The 18127-nt window shown below is 70.0% G+C and carries 2 protein-coding genes; both read left to right on the plus strand.

What is annotated here, in order from left to right; translation table 11 throughout:
- Positions 1-96 precede the first annotated feature (96 nt).
- Positions 97-17295, plus strand: a complete 17199-nt coding sequence (locus ON26_RS31990; protein WP_051028054.1) for a non-ribosomal peptide synthetase — start codon at positions 97-99, stop codon at positions 17293-17295.
- 27 nt (positions 17296-17322) lie between these two features.
- The gene (locus ON26_RS31230) at positions 17323-17991 is read left to right on the plus strand and encodes a DUF6875 domain-containing protein (protein ID WP_051028056.1); all 669 of its coding nucleotides are present in this window, start codon (positions 17323-17325) and stop codon (positions 17989-17991) included.
- Positions 17992-18127: the final 136 nt, after the last annotated feature.

Genomic DNA, 18127 nt, shown 5'->3' on the forward strand with positions numbered 1-18127 from the left:
TCGCGGTAGGGGTAGTGGACTCGAGGCACGAACGAACTCGAGACGTGGACGACGCGAATCGGTCGGTGCAGATCGGCGGGGGCTTGGAGGTGAACGATGGGCGATCCACGCTTGCGGCTCGGCCCGGCCCCGGCGGCGCAGGAAGATTCCTGGACCGATGCGCCCGCGGCGCAGCCGGTGCCGCTGTCCTCGGGGCAGCGAGCGCTGTGGATCGCGCAGCGACTGAGCCCCGGCGTTCCGATATGCGAGGCGCAATATATCGAATTTCGGGGCGACCTGGATGTCGATTTGCTGCGGCGGGTGTCGATTCGGGCGGGTCGTGAATTCCAGTCGGGGTATCTACGTCTGGTAGAGGTCGAGGGTGAGCCGTTTCAAGTGTTCGACCCCACGCTGGAATCGGAAGGTCCGGTCATCGATATGCGCGATGAACCGGACCCGATGGCAGCGGCCTTGCGATGGATGCGCCAGGAGTACACCGCGCCGCTGGACATGACCCGCGACCGATTGACCGCCTGGACCCTCGTGCAGGTGGGCGATCAGCATTTTCTGTGGTATTCCCGGATTCATCACGTCGCCCTGGACGGCTATGCCGCGATGACGATGGTGAACCGGGTGGCCGCGCTGTACACCGCGGCGGTGCAGGGCCGGACGGCGGACCAGTGCGAGGCCGCTGATCTGCGCACGCTGTACGAGATCGACCGCAGCTATCGGGAGTCGGAGCGGTTCGCCAACGACCAGGCGTATTGGGCCGACAGGCTCGCCGGTGTCCAGGAGATGTCGAACTCGGCCACGGCACCGGCGCCCGCGTCGGCGCACAGCGTGGCCGCGATCGGCGAACTGCCGGCGGGCACGGTGGACGGCATCCAGCGATTCGCGCGAGCGTCGGGCGCGAGCCCGGCCGCGGTGGTGATCGCGGCATACGGTTGTCACCTGGCCCGGATGACCGGCCGTGACCAGGCCATGATCAATGTCCCCGTCTCGGGGCGTACCACCGCGGTGCTCCGGCGGTCCGGGGGAGTGTTCGTCAACGTCGCGCCGATGCCGATCGACATCGACGAGCGCGACACGGCCGCGACGCTGGTGCGACGGGTGCAGTCGGACCTGATCGCCGCGCTGCGGCACCAGCGGTGCGGCCTGTCCGACATCCGCGCCGCCGCGGGGCACAGCGGGCAGCGGCGCTTCGCGGGCCCCATGGTGAACGTCATGTTCTTCTCCCAGGAGATCCGGCTCGGCTCGATCACCGGGGAGTTCCACATCCTCAGCTCCGGGCCGGTCGAAGACCTGCTGATCGACCTCTATCAGACCGGAGACCCGCCGCGGACCGTCCTGCACTTCATGGCCAATCCCGCGCTCTACACCGGCGGTGAACTGACGAGGCAGCACACCGCGTTCGCACAGTTCCTCGATGCGTTCACCGCGGTGTCGCCGGACACCGCACTCGGGCAGGTCCACCCGGAGAGCGTTCGTGCCGGCGCCCGCATCCGGCGCCGCCGGGAAAGCCTCGAGTTCTGGCGCGCCACGCTGGCAGAGCTGCCCGAGGAGTTGTCGCTGCCGGTCGATCGGCCGCGCCGGGGAGCGCGCTCGGATCGGTGGGGCACTCGGGTCTCGCAGCTGCGGGCGGGCCTGGTGGAGGGATTGGAACGGGTCGCGCGCGAATGCCGATGTTCGTTGTTCACGGTGGTTCACGGCGCGTTGGCGGTTCTGCTGGCCCGGTCGAGCGGCAGCGGTGACATCTGGGTCGGCACCCCGGCCACCCGGCACGACGATGCGCCGGTCGATCCTGCGCGGGAGACGCTCGCCGACACCGTGGTGTTGCGGACCGAGGTCGATCTCGCGGAGTCGTTCGCCGATTTCCTGGTGCGGGTCCGGCGCAGCGACCGGGATGCTTTCGATCACGCGGATGTTCCGCTCGACCAGCTGGTGGACCGGTTCGCCCCGCAGCGATCGCGGCATTCGTTGTGCCCGGTGATGGTGGAGTTCCAGAAGTCGTCGCCCGGGGATGCGGAGTCCTCCGGAGCGGATCTGCCGGCGACGGACCTGTCCGGGGACGCGACCGGGTGCGATCTGCGGGTCGTGGTGGCCGAGGGCGGCCGCACGGTGCGGTTCATCTATGCCACGGATCTGTTCGACGTCGCGACAATCGATTCCCTGGCGCGCCGGTGGATCCGGATTCTGGAGTCGGTGGTGGCCGATCCGTCGGTGACGGTGGGGGCGATCGATGTGCTCGACCCCGCCGAGCGGGTCGAACTGTCGACGCGCCGGGGTGGGCCGGGCGAAGCTCCGGTGACCTTGGCCGATCTGTTGAGCTCGGCGGTCGCGCGTGATCCCGAGCGGGTGGCGGTGGTGTCCGGGAACCGGCGGATGAGCTATCGCGAGCTGGACGAGGAGTCGAATCGGCTCGCCCGAGTGCTCGCCGGGCGCGGTATCGGCCCGGAAGATGTAGTGGCCGTGGCGATTCCGCGATCACCGGAGTCGGTCTCGGCGGTCTGGGCGGTGGCGAAATCCGGCGCCGCGTTCCTGCCGGTCGATCCGACACATCCCACCGCGCGAATCGCGCACATGGTGTCGGATTCCCGTGCCGCGATAGGGGTGACGGTGGAGTCCGCGCGTGACCGGCTACCCGATGACGTCGAGTGGTTGACGCTCGGTGCGGGAGCCGATCGCAGCTCCCGGCCGGTCACCGACTCCGAGCGCACCACGGTGTTGCGTCCGCAGCACCCGGCGTACCTGATCTACACCTCCGGCTCCACCGGCGTGCCCAAAGGCGTGACGGTGACACATGCCGGACTCGCGGCGCTGAGCGCCGAACAGCGCGAACGTTACGGCGTGACAGCGGATTCGCGGACGCTGCATCTCGCGTCGCCGAGCTTCGACGCCTCGATCTGGGAACTGCTGCTCGCGGTGGGCGCCTCCGCCACCATGGTGATCGCCCCGCCGGAAACCTATGGTGGTGCGGCGCTGGCCGAGCTGCTGCGCGCCGAGCGGGTCACCCACGCGGTGGCGACCCCCGCCGCGCTGACATCGGTGGATCCGGCCGGGCTCGACAGGCTGGAAGTCGTCGTCGCCGCGGGCGAGGCCTGTTCACCGGATCTGGTGCGCCGCTGGGCATCGGGCGGGCGCCGGTTCTTCGATGCCTACGGTCCGACCGAGGCCACCATCATGACGAACCAGAGCGATTCGTTGGCGCCGGGCGATCTGGTGACGATCGGTGGTCCGATTCGCGGGGTGGCGGAGTGGGTGCTGGATCAGCGGTTGCAGCCGGTGCCGGTGGGGGTGGCGGGGGAGTTGTATGTGGCCGGTGATGTGCTGGCGCGGGGGTATCACGGTCGTCCGGCGCTGACTGCCGAGCGTTTCGTGGCGTGTCCGTGGTTGCCGGGAGCTCGGATGTACCGGACCGGTGATGTGGTCCGGTGGACTGCGCAGGGGACGGTCGAGCATGTGGGTCGGTCGGATTTCCAGGTGAAGATTCGCGGTCAGCGGGTCGAGCTGGGGGAGATCGATGCGCGGCTGGCGGAGCACGAGTCGGTCGCTTTCGCGGTCACGGTCGGCCACCGCGGTGGTTCGGGGTCGGCGTCGTTGGTCTCGTATGTCGTTGCCGCGAGCGGATGTTCGATCGATACGGTGGCGCTGAGCGGGTATCTCTCGGAGCGGTTGCCCTCCTATATGGTGCCCGCCTCGATCATGGTGCTGGATCGTGTGCCGTTGACGCCGGTGGGCAAGCTGGATCGCAAGGCCTTGCCGGAGCCGGTGTTCGCCGATGCGAAGGCGTTCCGTGCGCCGGAGACGCCGATGGAGCGCACGATCGCCGAGGCGTTCGCCGAGGTGTTGGGCGTCGACGCTGTCGGTCTGGATGACTCCTTCTTCGCGCTCGGCGGCGACAGCCTCACCGCGACCAGGGTGGTCGCGCGACTCGGCGCCGCGTTCGACACCGAGATCCCGATGCAGTCGTTCTTCGAGACGCCCACGGTGGCCGCGCTCGCGACCCGCATCGAGCGCCATGCCGGCACCGGTCGGCAACGCCCACCGCTGGTAGCCGGGCCGCGGCCCGAGCTGGTGCCGCTGGCGCCCGCGCAACAACGGATGTGGTTCTTCAACCAGTACGACACCGCTTCCGGGGCATACAACATGCCGATCGCCCTTCGGCTCCGCGGTGAGTTGGACATCGACGCCCTGCGCTCGGCGATGGCCGACGTGCTCGCCCGACACGAGTCCCTGCGCACGCGGTACCCGGACCACGACGGCACGCTGATCCAGGTGATCGAGCCACCCGACCGGGTGGATCACGAGCTGAGCGTCGTGGATGCCAGGTCGGACGAGTTGCTCTCCGCCGTCACCGAATTCGCCGGTGCGGGCTTCGACGTGAGCAGCCGGGCGCCGGTGCGTGCCCGGTTGTTCCGCGCTGCCGACCTCGACGAGCCCGAATACGTGCTGGCCGTCGTGGTCCACCACATCGCCGCGGACGGCTTCTCGATGACCCCCTTGGCCCGCGACGTGATGACCGCCTACAGCGCGAGGATTCGTGGACAGGCCCCCTCGTGGGCACCGCTGCCGATCCAGTACGCCGACTACGCGCTGTGGCAGCGGGCCGCCCTCGGATCACCGGACGACCCGCACTCGCTGAGCGCCGAACAGATCCGGTATTGGACCGAAGCCCTGGACGGAGCTCCGGAGGAGTTGTCCCTGCCTTTCGATCGGCCGCGTCCGGTGGTGCGGTCGAATCGGAGTGGGAGTTGCGCGGCGGTGTCGGATGCGGGCCTGGTGGCAGGCTTGGAGCGGGTCGCGCGCGAGTGCGGTTCGTCGTTGTTCATGGTGGTCCACGGCGCGTTGGCGGTTCTGCTGGCGCGGTTGAGCGACACCGGGGACGTGTCGGTGGGAACGCCGGTCTCGGGTCGCGGTGACGCGGTCCTCGACGGCGTGGTGGGGATGTTCGTCAACACGGTGGTGTTGCGGACCGAGGTCGATTCGGGTGAGTCGTTCGCCGATTTCCTCGGGCGGGTGCGGCGAGTCGATCTGGATGCCTTCGGCCGTGCGGATGTCCCGTTCGAGCAGTTGGTGGATCGCCTGGCGCCGGTGCGGTCGCAGTCCCGGCATCCACTGTTCCAGGTCTTGCTGGTGTTCCAGGATCCGGCGGGTGTCGAGGTGGAGTTGCCCGGCCTGGATGTGTCGGTGCTGGATGTCCCCGAAGGTGTGGCGGGATTCGATCTGCGGGTGGTGGTCTCCGGCGCCCCCGGGGGTGGTCTGTTGTCGCGATTCACCTATGCGCGGGATCTGTTCGACGCCGTGACGGTCGAGGCCGTGGTGGGCCGGTGGGTTCGGATTCTGGAATCGGTGGTGGCCGATCCGTCGGTGGCGCTGGGAGCGATCGATGTGCTCGCCCCGGCGGAGCGGGCGGATCTGCTGACCCGCCGGGGAGCTCCCGGCGAAACTCCCTCGACGCTGGCCGACTTGTTGAGCTCGGCCGCGGCGCGTGATCCGGACGGGATCGCGGTCGTGTCCGGTGACCGGCGGGTGAGCTACCGCGAGCTGGACGAGGACTCGAATCGGCTGGCCCGGCTGCTCGTGGCTCGCGGTGCGGGACCGGAAGATGTGGTTGCGGTGGCGATTCCGCGTTCGCCGGAATCGGTGGCCGCGGTGTGTGCGGTGGCGAAGTCCGGTGCGGCCTTCCTGCCGGTCGATCCGGCCTATCCCGCCGAGCGCATCGCGCACATGCTGGCGGATTCCCGTGCTGTGCTGGGTGTGACAGTGGAGTCGGTCCGTGACCGATTGCCCGAGACCGTCTATTGGCTGACCGCCGAGGAGGCCGGTGCGGAATTCGGCACCGGGCCGGTCACCGATGCCGACCGGATACGCCCGCTGCGCATCGACGACATCGCCTATGTCATCTACACCTCCGGATCGGCCGGGCTCCCGAAAGGTGTCGCGGTCGGCCACCGCGGGCTCCGGAACTGCGCAGCCGAACACCGGGACGCCGAGCACATCGAATCCGCTTCTCGCGTCCTGCATCTGGCGTCGCCGAGCTTCGACGTGTCGGTGGGCGAGTTCCTCTCCGCACTGTGCAACGGCGCCACCCTGGTCATCGCCCCCAGCGATGTCTACGGCGGCGACGAACTCGCTGCCCTGCTCGAGCGCGAGGAAGTCGGCCACGTGTGCATCACGCCTTCGGCGCTGTCCACCATCGACCACACCCGGTGGCCGCTGCCGAATGTGCGGAGTCTGGTGGTGGGTGGCGAGAACTACGGCACCGATCTGATCGAACGCTGGAGCAGCGGGCGTCGGTTCTGCAATTCCTACGGTCCGACTGAGGCCACCATCATGACGAACCAGAGCCATCCGTTGACGCCGGATGATCTGGTGACGATCGGTGGTCCGATTCGCGGGGTGGCGGAGTGGGTGCTGGATCAGCGGTTGCAGCCGGTGCCGGTGGGGGTGGCGGGGGAGTTGTATGTGGCCGGTGATGTGCTGGCGCGGGGGTATCACGGTCGTCCGGCGCTGACTGCCGAGCGTTTCGTGGCGTGTCCGTGGCTGGCGGGAGCTCGGATGTATCGAACCGGGGATATGGCTCGGTGGACCGCGGACGGGGCCGTCGAGTACCTGGGCCGGTCGGATTTCCAGGTGAAGATCCGCGGTCAGCGGGTCGAGCTGGGGGAGATCGATGCGCGGCTGGCGGAGCACGATTCGGTCGCTTTCGCGGTCACGGTCGGCCACCGTGGTGGTTCGGGGTCGGTGTCTCTGGTGTCCTACGTCGTCGCGGAACCGGGTTGTTCGGCCGATCCCCTCGTGCTGAGCGAGTACCTGTCGGCTCGGCTGCCGTCGTCCATGGTGCCCGCGTCGATCATGGTGCTGGATCGTGTGCCGTTGACGCCGGTGGGCAAGCTGGATCGCAAGGCCTTGCCGGAGCCGGTGTTCGCCGATGCGAAGGCGTTCCGTGCGCCGGAGACGCCGATGGAGCGCACGATCGCCGAGGCGTTCGCCGATGTCCTCGGTGTCGAGCAGGTCGGCGCGGACGACTCGTTCTTCGCGCTCGGTGGCGACAGCATCATGTCGATCCAGTTGGTGACCAGGGCCAAAGCCTCCGGTGTGGTGTTCTCGGCGCGGGATGTGTTCGAGTGCAAGACGGTGGCGGGACTGGCTCGGGTCGCTGTGCGTGCCGACAGTTCGCCGTCGGCTTCGCTTCCGGCGGAGTTGCCCGGAGGGGGCGTGGGACCGATCCCGCTGACGCCCGTCCTGCGCGAATTCGTCGAGCGCGCGAACGGGGCGATCGAGCGCAACTCGCAAGCCGTGATGCTGGACCTCCCGGCGGGAACGACCCGGCAAGCACTCGCAGGCACGGTACAGGCGGTGCTCGATCGACACGACATGCTACGGACCCGGCTGCACCGGACGTCCGACGGTGACTGGACGTGGGAGGCGTTGCCGGTCGGGACGATCCGAGCCGACGACGTCGTACGCCGGGTGGCGACGACGCGACATCCGGGCGGTACCGAGTTCCGCGCGTCGGTGGCCGCGGAGATGGAAACGGCCGCCGACCGGCTCGACCCGGAGGCCGGGCTCGTGGTCCAGGCGGTCTGGTTCGATCCGGCGGACGCGGCCGAGCGCGGCCGGATCCTGCTGCTCGTCCATCGCTCGGCGATCGACGAGACCTCCTGGGGAATACTCGTTTCCGACCTCGCGGCCGCGTGGGCCCGAATCGAGTCCGGTGCGCCACCCGCCGCGGCCCCGGCCGGGACATCGATGCGCAGCTGGGCGCACGGACTACTCCGGGCGGCCCAGCTCCCGGAACGGGTGGCCGAGTTCGACATGTGGACGGCGATCGCCCACGGAGACGACCCGGTCATCGGGCGGCGGCGCCTCGACCCCGCGATCGACGTGGCTGCGACCGGCTGCCGGTTCGAGATAGACGTGCCCCCCGCCGACGCCGAGGCGTTGTCGACCGATGTGCCCGCGGCATTCCACGGCGATGTCCGCGACATCCTGCTGACCGCGCTGGCGGTGGCGGTGACGAAGTGGCGGCGTGTGCACACCCCCGACGGCGCGCGCACCGATCTGCTGGTCGGCCTTCGAGGGCACGGCCGCGCGGCAACCGTCGTCCCCGGGGCGGACATCGCCGAGACGGTCGGCTGGTTCTCCACGAGTTTCCCGCTGCGCCTGGACCTTTCCGGGATCGATCTCGACGATGCGGGTGCGGGCGGTCCCGCCCTCGGTGCGGCGGTCAAGTCCGTCAAGGAGCAGTTGCGCGCTGTCCCCGACCACGGGATCGGCTACGGCCTGCTGCGGTACCTCAACGACGACACCGGCCCCGCGCTCGGGAGCACGCCGGAGCCGCAGATTCGTTTCGGCTACACCGACCCGGTGTCCGTGGAACCCGCCGAAGGCGTCGCGGCCGGATGGATGCCGGTGCAGGGCGATCCGGGAGATGCCCGGTGCATCGACATCAGCAACCCCGGCATGCCCCTGCCCGCGGTGCTCGACATCGATGCCCGCGTCGTCGACGCCGGTGGGCCGCCACGGTTGCGTGCGATCTGGTCGTATCCGGCCGGTGTGCTCGACGCCGATGAGGTGCGCGAGATGGCGCGGTCGTGGCGCGAGGTGCTGACCGCGCTGGTGCGCGGTACCCGCCGTCCGGGCCTCGGCGGACGGACGCCCTCGGATCTGGATCTGGTCCGGCTGTCCCAGAACGAGATCGAACGACTCGAGGACCGGTATCCGGCCGCGAGTGACATCTGGCCGCTGACCCCGTTGCAGGAGGGGCTGCTGTTCCACGCGCTGGTGTCCGAGGACTCGGTGGACGCCTATGTGGTGCAGCTGGTCCTCGACCTGCGCGGGCAGGTCGATCCGGATCGGCTGCGTCGCGCCGGACAGACGCTGCTCGAGCGGCATGCGAATCTGCGTGCCGCGTTCGTCACCGATGTCGGCCCCGTGCAGGTGGTCGAGGAGGGTATCGAGGCGCCCTGGTCAAAGGCCGATCTCTCCGGGCTCGGCGAGGACGCACGCGATCGTGAGTGGGAGCTGCTGCTCGCCGCGGACCGTGCCTCGCGGTTCGACCCGGCTCGCGCGCCGCTGCTGCGCTGGATGCTCGTCACCCTGGAGGCCAGCCGGTACCGGCTGGTCCTGACCAACCATCATCTGCTGCTCGACGGCTGGTCGGCGCCGTTGCTGGTGCGGGAACTGCTGACGCTCTACGCCACCGACGGTGACGCCACCGTGCTGCCCGCTGTGCACCCCTATCGCGACTTCTTGCGCTGGATGGTGGAGCAGGACAGGGCGGCTTCGCTGGCGGCCTGGGCCCGCGCGTTCGACGGCGCCGAACAGCCCACCCAGGTGGCGCCGCCCGACCCCCGTCGCCGGTACACCCGGTCGCGTGAGGTGCACGGCGAGCTGACCGAGGACCGGACCGAGGCACTGCAGGAGTTCGCCAGGACCCGTGGAATCACGCTGAATACGGTGATCCAGACGGCATGGGCGACCGTGCTCGCCGCGTTGACCGCCCGCGACGACGTGACCTTCGGTGCCACGGTCTCCGGACGTCCGCCACAGGTCCCCGGCGTCGAAGAGATGATCGGACTGTTCATCGCCACCGTGCCGGTGCGTGTCCGTCTCGATATCACCGAAAGCCTCGGTCAGTTGCTCGACCGCGTCCAGGCCGAGCAGGCCGCGCTGCTCGGCCACCACCACGTGGGCCTGACCGATATCGAGCACGCGGCCGGGCCGGGGACGGTCTTCGACACGATGACCGTGTTCGAGTCCTATCCGGTCGATCGGGAAGCACTGGCCTCGCAGATCGATATCGCGGGTCTGCGGCTGGTCGATGTCACCGGCATCGATGCCGCGCACTACCCACTGGGCGTGGTCGCGCATGTCGACACCCGGCTGCGCCTGCGCATCACCTACCTGCCGGAACTCTTCGACCAGGACACGATGCAGACGATCCTGGGGAAGGTGCTGACCGTCATCGGTGTCGTGGCCGTCCAGCCGGATCTGCCCCTGGCCGCACTGAACCTGCTCTCGCCTGCCGAATACCGGGAACTGACCTCGGTGACAGGGGATCCGGCAGTGCCGGAACGCGTGCTGCCGGACTTGCTGGCGGCGACGGTGGCCGAGGATCCGGAAGCGGTGGCGGTCGCGTGCGAGGAGCGCCGGTGGACCTACGGCGAGCTCGACGCGGAGTCGAATCGGCTGGCGCGAGTGCTGATCGGTCGAGGCGTGGGGCCGGAGACGTGCGTGGCGGTGGGGATGGCCCGGTCGGTCGAGTCGGTTCTGGCGGTATGGGCGGTGACCAAGTCGGGGGCAGCGTTCGTCCCGGTGGACCCGCAGTATCCGGCCGACCGGGTCGGGCACATGCTCGCCGATTCCGCTGTCACGGTGGGAATCACCCTGTCGCAGTGGCGTGATCAGCTGCCCGGATCCGTGCGCTGGCTGGTTCTCGACGACCCGGCGCTCGAGGCCGAAATCGCGGGCTCGCCCGCGGGGCCGGTGACCGACGCGGAGCGGCTCACGCCGTTGCGCGTCGACCAGGCGGCGTACATCATCTACACCTCCGGCTCGACGGGGGTGCCCAAGGGCGTCGTGGTCACCCATCGCGGGCTGGCGAATCTCGTGACAGAACAGTGTGCGCGGTTCGGCGTCGGGCCCGGCACACGGGTGTCGCATGTGGCCTCACCGAGTTTCGACGCGGCGATCCTGGAATATCTGTGGGCGTTCGCCTCCGGCGCACAGCTGGTGATCGTGCCGCCCACGGTGTACGGCGGGGCCGAACTCGCCCGAATCCTGTCGCTGCAGAAGGTGACCCATGCCGCGCTGACGCCCGCGGCGCTGGGGACGCTCGATCCGGCCGGGCTCGACGACCTCGGGACCGTGGTCGTCGGTGGTGAGGCGCCGACGCCGGACCTGGTGTCGCGCTGGGCGCCGGGGCGGCGACTGTTCAACACCTACGGCCCCGCCGAGGCCACGATCCAGACCGATGCGGGCACACCGATGGTCGCGGGCGAAGCGGTGACGATCGGCGGGCCGATCCGCGGGGTCGGTGAGGTCGTCCTCGACCCGTGGTTGCGGCCGGTGCCGGTCGGGTTCGTGGGCGAGCTGTATCTGACGGGCCCGGGACTGGCCCGCGGCTATCGCAATCAGGGCGCATTGACGGCGTCGCGGTTCGTCGCGAACCCCTTCGCCGAACCCGGGCAGCGCATGTACCGGACCGGAGACATGGTGCGCTGGTCGCGGTCACCGGACGGGCGGCTGGCACTGGACTATGTCGGCCGCGCCGATCTGCAGGTCAAGGTTCGTGGCTTCCGCATCGAGCTCGGCGAGGTCGAGTCCGCGTTGCGGGCCTGCCCGGGCGTGCGGCACGCGGCCGCGAAGGTGCAGCGGGGCGACAGCACCGGTGACCGGTTGATCGGATACGTGGTGCCCGAGCCGGGCGCGGGCACCGATCCGGCCGCGGTTCTCGCGCACCTCGGGCAACGGCTGGCTCCGCAGATGGTGCCCGCGACCGTGGTGGTCCTCGAGGCGTTGCCGGTGACGCCGAACGGCAAGCTCGATCGCGCCGCGCTGCCCGAGCCCGATTTCAGTTCGGGCCGAACCGAGTTCCGCGCCCCGGCCACCGAGGTGGAGAAGGTACTGGCGGGACTGTTCGCCGAGGTACTCGGTCTGGACGAGGTGGGCGTGGATGATTCGTTCTTCGCGCTCGGTGGCGACAGCATCATGTCGATCCAGTTGGTGACCAGAGCCAAGGCCGCCGGTGTGGTGCTCTCGGCGCGGGAGGTGTTCGAGTGCAGGACGGTGGCCGGACTGGCTCGGGTCGCCGAGCGTGCGGAGAATTCCTCGGCGGCTTCGCTTCCGGCCGAGTTGCCCGGTGGGGGCGTGGGACCGATCCCGCTGACGCCGATCATGTGCTGGATGTTCGAGCGCGGCGATTTCGACCGCTTCTGCCAATGGGTGCTGCTGACGCTGCCCGTCGGCATCGACACCGCCGGTATCGCGGGCACCGTCCAAGCGGTGATCGATCACCACGACATGCTGCGAGCCCGGATTCATCCCGACCCCGCGCACCCCTCGGGGTGGGCATTGCAGGTGCAGCCGGTCGCGGCGTCGGCGGCCGCATCGATCCGGCGGGTGCCGGTCGATGTCGCCACGGACAGCCGTTCCTTCGCCACGATCGTCGAAGCCGAGGCGAACGCGGCCGCCGAGCGCCTCGACCCCGCCGCGGGGAGAATGCTGCAACTGGTCTGGTTCGACCGTGCCGGGCAGCCGGGCCGGTTGCTCGTCGTCGCACACCATCTGGTGGTCGACGGTGTGTCGTGGCGGATCCTCGTCCCCGACCTCGCCGCCGCGTGGGCCGAGGTGAGTGCCGGGCGCAGGCCGCGGCTCGCGCCCGTCGGCACCTCGATGCGTCGCTGGGCGCACGCGCTGCGTACGGCGGCGGCGGACATCGACGAGTACGAGTGGTGGCGGTCGATGCTCGGCGGCGACGATCCGCCGCTCGGCACCCGCCCGCTCGACCCGGCCGTGGACGTGCAGGCGAGCGCCGTGACCGCCGAGGTCACGCTGCCCGCCGAGGTGACCCGCGCGGTGCTCACCACGCTGCCACGGGCCTTCCACGGCAATGTCGACGACGCCATGATCGCCGGCCTCGCGCTGGCGCTGGTCCGCCGGCAGCGCGGGCACGGCCACGCCGTCACCGGGACGCTGCTCACGCTCGAGAGCCACGGCCGCCACGACGAGGTGCTTCCCGGTGCCGACCTCACCCGGACGGTGGGCTGGTTCACCACCACCTATCCGGTGCGGCTCGATCTGTCCGGGATCGATATCGACGAAGCGTTCGAGGGTGGCCCCGCCGCCGGTGCGGCCGTCAAATCGGTCAAGGAACAACTCCGCCGGATACCCCGCCACGGGATCGGTTACGGGCTGATGCGCTATCTCGCACCGGACGCCGCGCGCATCGCGAGCGCCCTGCCCGACCCGCAGGTGAGCTTCAACTACCTCGGCCGGTTCGACACGCTTCCCGCGTCGTTGCGTGATATCGGCTGGATGCCCGCGGGCGGCGACTTCGGCGCGGGCGGCGCGCAGAACCCCACCGCACCCGTGGCGGCCGCGCTGGGCATCAACGCGGTCGTGGTCGACACTCCGGATGGCCCCGTGCTCACCGCCGCCTGGGACTATCCGACCGGCGTGTTCACCTCCGCGGAGGTCGCCGAACTCATGGCGTCGTGGCGCGCCGCGATGAGCGCGCTGGCCACCCACGCCGGTCGGCCCGGCGCCGGTGGGCTGACCCCGTCCGACCTCGGCCTCGTCGACCTCGAGCAGGCCGCGATCGACCGGTTCGAGAACCGGTATCCGGGCCTGGAGGACATCTGGCCGCTCACGCCGTTGCAGGCGGGTCTGCTGTTCCATGCCGAGCTCGCCGCGGACAGCCGCGCCGCCGGCCCCGATGCCGAGCTCGATCCGTACACGGTGCAACTCGCTGTCGATCTCGGCGGTCGGGTCGACCCGGACCGGCTGCACCGGGCCGCACGGGCACTGGTCGGGCGGCACCAGAACCTGCGCACCGCGTTCGTGCGCGACACCGCCGGGAACCCGGTCCAGGTGGTGCGACGGCAGGTCGACGTGCCGTTCACCCGGGCCGACCTGACCGAACGGGACGACGCCGCGACCGCGCTCGAAGAACTCATGGACGCCGACCGCCGCGCCGGTTTCGACGTGACCGCCGCTCCGCTGCTCCGGCTGGTCCTGATCCGGACCGCGCCGGCGCGGCATCGGCTGCTGGTGAGCATGCACCACATCCTGATCGACGGGTGGTCCACTCCGCTGCTGATCCGCGAACTGCTGACGCTCTACGCGAGCGACAGCGATCCGGCATCCCTCGCCTCGGTGCGTCCCTACCGCGATTACCTGGCATGGCTCGGTGAACAGGACCAGGGGGCCGGGGAGACCGCGTGGGCGCGGGCGCTCGACGGCGTGACCGAGCCGACCCTGCTGGCGCCCGAAGCCCGCGGGCGCAGGCTCACCGCCGCCGCACAGGAGCTCGACTCGCCATTGAGCGAGGAGCGCACCGCGGCGCTGGTGGCGACGGCCCACCGGGCGGAGACCACCCTCAACACCCTCGTCCAGACGGCGTGGGGGATCGTGCTCGCCACCGAGACCGCCCGCGAGGACGTGGTCTTCGGCGCCACCGTCTCCGGACGGCCGCCGCAGATCAGCGGCATCGAGTCGATGATCGGGCTGTTCGTGAACACCGTGCCCGTCCGGATCCGGCTCGACCAGCGGGAGAGCCTCGACCAACTCGTGCGACGTGTCCAGGCCGAGCAGACCGCGTTGTTCGACCATCAGCACATCGGACTCAGCCGGATCGACGAGGTCGCCGGGCCGGGCGCGATGTTCGACACCGTGACCGTCTTCGAGTCCTACCCGGTGGACCGGGCCGGGCTGTCCGAGAACACCGACATCGCGGGCATGCGTGTCCTCGATGTGCGCGGGCGCGACGCCGCGCACTATCCGCTCGGCGTGATCGTGCACCAGGACACCCGGCTGCACCTGATCTTCAAGTACCTGCCCGATCTGTTCACCGCGCAGCGGATCGGCGCCATCTCCGAGCGGGTTCTGCGCGTCCTCGACGCCATGGCCGAGGACATCGAGCGTCCCCTCGGACAGCTGCGCCTGTTGTCTCCCGCGGAGCAGAGCACACTGGTGCCCGTTCGTGGCGCTCCCGGCGTTCCGACAGCGGTATTGCCTCAGGTGCTGACGGCAGCGATGACGCCGGAGACGGAAGCGCTGGCCTGCGGTGACGTGCGGTTGTCCTACCGGGAACTCGACGAGACCTCCAATCGGTGGGCGCGGGTGCTCATCGCCGCGGGGGCAGGCCCGGAAACGTTCGTGGCCGTTGCGTTGCCGCGCTCCGCCGAAGCCGTCATCGCCGTGTGGGCGGTCGCCAAGACCGGCGCCGCGTTCGTGCCGATCGACCCGGCCCATCCCCGGGAGCGGATCGCACGCATCCTCACCGACTCCGGCGCCGCTGTCGGAGTGACTCTCGGCAATCACCGTGACCGGTTGCCGGACACCGTCGGCTGGCTCGACGTCGACGCCCCCTCCTTCGTCGCCGCCGCGGAGTCGGCGGTACCGGACGCGATCACCGACGCCGACCGCACCGCCACACTGCGGCCGGAGCACCCGGCCTATCTGATCTACACCTCGGGCTCCACCGGGGTGCCCAAAGGCGTGGTGGTGACCCACACCGGCCTGGCGAACCTGGCCGCCGAGGCACGGGAACGGTTCGCGATCACACCGGCCGCCCGGGTGCTGGGCGCCGCTTCCCCGAGTTTCGACGTCTCGATACTCGAATTGCTCACGGCCGCCGCCGGTGGAGCGACGCTCGTGCCTGCTCCGGCGACCGTCGTCGGCGGCCCGGAACTGGCCGAAGTGATCGCCGCCGAACACCTCACCCATGCCGCCCTCACCCCCACAGTGCTCGGATCGCTGCGGCCGGAGACGGTGGACACCCTCACCACACTCGTCCTCGGCGGCGAAACTCTGCCGCCCGATCTGGCGAACAGGTGGATACCGGGGCGGACTGTTATCAATACCTACGGCGCGAGCGAATACACAATCATGAGCTGTGCGCGCGCGCCGCTGACCACAGCCACCGAGAGCCCGATCGGCATCGGCGGTCCGGTCCGTGGGTTCGCCGCCGTCGTCCTCGACGCCAGACTCCGTCCCGTCCCGGCGGGGGTGGTGGGCGAGCTCTACCTGTCCGGACCCGGCCTGGCCCGCTGCTACCACGGACAGCCCGCACTCACCGCGGCCCGGTTCGTGGCCGATCCCTACGGGCCCGCCGGTACACAGCTGTATCGCACCGGCGACCTGGTCGCCTGGAACGCCGACCGGACACTGCGCTACGCGGGCCGCAGCGACCTGCAGATCGAACTCGCGGGCAACCGCATCGAACCCGGTGACATCGAAACCGCACTACGCGGCCTGCCCGGCATCACCCACGCCGCCGTGACAGTGCACACCCGGCCCGACGGCGCCGCCCAGCTCGTCGGTTACGTCGTCCCCGCACCGGGCGCCACGCCCGACGCCACGGCGATGACCACCCGACTCGCCACCCTCTTGCCCACCCACATGATCCCCACCGCCTTGATCACCCTCGATCGAATCCCGCTGACCCGAACCGGGAAACTCGATTACCGGGCACTGCCCGCACCCGACGGGCACGACGCCGGCCACCGGCCACCGGCCACACCGCTCGAGCAGATCGTCTGCACTGCCTTCGGCCGCACGCTGGACATCGAACGAGTCGGCGTCGACGACGGCTTCTTCGCCCTCGGCGGCAACTCCCTGGCCGCCGCGCGTCTGGTGACGTTGCTGGCGGAGTCCACCGGCGCCACCGTGCCGATCCGGTGGATCTTCACCGCGCCCACCCCGCGAGCGCTCGCCGAGCGCATCGATGCCCGCCTGCGCGGCTCCGACGACGACCGGGACGACGAACACGACAGCGGGGTCTCCGTGCTGCTTCCGCTGCGTGCCGACGGGGACGCCGAACCACTGTTCTGCGTCCACCCGGCCATCGGACTGGCGTGGGGCTTCAGCGGACTTGTGCAGCACCTCGACCCCGACCGGCCCGTGTACGGGCTGCAGTCCCCGGCGCTGACCGAGCCCACCGCGCGGTTCGACACACTCGGGCAACTCGCCGCCCGCTACGTGCGGGAGATCAGGTCCGTCCAGCCGCACGGTCCCTATCACCTGCTGGGCTACTCACTGGGCGGCACGATCGCCCACGCCATCGCGGTCCAGCTCCGTCGCGACGGCGACACCGTCGCCACCCTGGCCATGATGGACACCCGCGTGGTCGCCGCCGACAGCGTTCTCGCTCCGGCGCCCTCCATCGCGGACATGCTCACCGAGTTCGGCGGAATCGCCGGGTCGCAAGCCGACGCCGACCTCACCTTCGAGGCCGCGGCCGAATTGCTGCACCGGCAAGGCGGGCTCTTCACCGTGCTGACCCCCGAGCATCTCGAGATCCTGCACCGGGACTACAGCCGGCTCATCGATCTCACCCGTGTCCACCGGCCCGAACTCCTCGACGGGGACCTGATCTATTTCAGAGCCGGTGCAGGCGATGCAGCCGACGGCCCTTCTCCGGCGCGGGCATGGGGAGAGCACATCACCGGCTCCATCGTCGAACACCTCGTTCCCGGCAGGCACGAACGGATGACCGATCCCGACGCTCTGCGCGCCATCGGACTCGTCCTCACCCGGCACTTCCGCTCCGCCCGGCTCCCGCACCCCGAACAGCCCGCTCCCGAATAGCCACACCTCAGCAAGGACCGCCAGATCATGACCAACGACCACGTCGTCGTCAGGACCCGCTCCGGCGTCGAGCCGACCAAACTGTTCACGACCGATACCCCACCGGCTGTCCCTGAGCATCCGTGCGCTGCCGAGCTGAGGCAGTGGACTCGGGAACACCTGTGCCGACCGCACCCCGACCTCGGCAGACCGGGGCCGGTATGCCCCTACATCAGCCACTCCATCGCACACGAATTCCTGTGGGCGGCCTACTTCGAAGGCCGCCGCATCGACGCCGAGCGCATCACGGCCATCGTCGACGACCTGTACGACCTGTTCCCCACCCTGCCGCCGACCACCCAGCCCGATGCGACGTTCAAGGCCGTCCTCGCGGTCTTCCCCGACCTCACCGAGTACACCGACCTGGACGTCGTGCAACGTGACCAGAAGACCCGGTTCGTGCGGGAAGGCCTGATGCTGGGCCAGTTCTATCCGGGGTGCACGATGGCAGGCCTGCGTAATCCGGCGTTTCCGGCACTGGACGCGCCCCTGCCGATGCTCGCGGTGCGGCACATGGCTGCCACCGACTTCCTGTTCCTCGACAGCCGCCACGAGTGGCTCGAGGCCTACCTCGCGATCTTCGCCCCCGCCATCCCCAAATTCATCGCGACCACCATGGCCGACAGGCTCCTGCAGACCCCGGACGCCCCGAACTGACGCAATCGCCGCACGTACCCGGCTCACGCCCGACCCGAGCTCGACGGCGCCGAGGCGGCCAACCGGTTCCTCCGCGATCACGGCCCGCTCGGCGGAGAAGTGGTCGCCGCCCACAGCCGCGTGCGACTGTCCGGCC

The organism is Nocardia higoensis NBRC 100133, from assembly GCF_000308595.1.
GTDB lineage: Bacteria > Actinomycetota > Actinomycetes > Mycobacteriales > Mycobacteriaceae > Nocardia > Nocardia higoensis.

What these genes read in the sequence shown, in the direction of transcription:
- ON26_RS31990 (WP_051028054.1), top strand. Translation starts at nt 97, where the DNA reads ATGGGCGATCCACGCTTGCGGCTCGGCCCGGCCCCGGCGGCGCAGGAA.
- ON26_RS31230 (WP_051028056.1), top strand. Translation starts at nt 17,323, where the DNA reads ATGACCAACGACCACGTCGTCGTCAGGACCCGCTCCGGCGTCGAGCCG.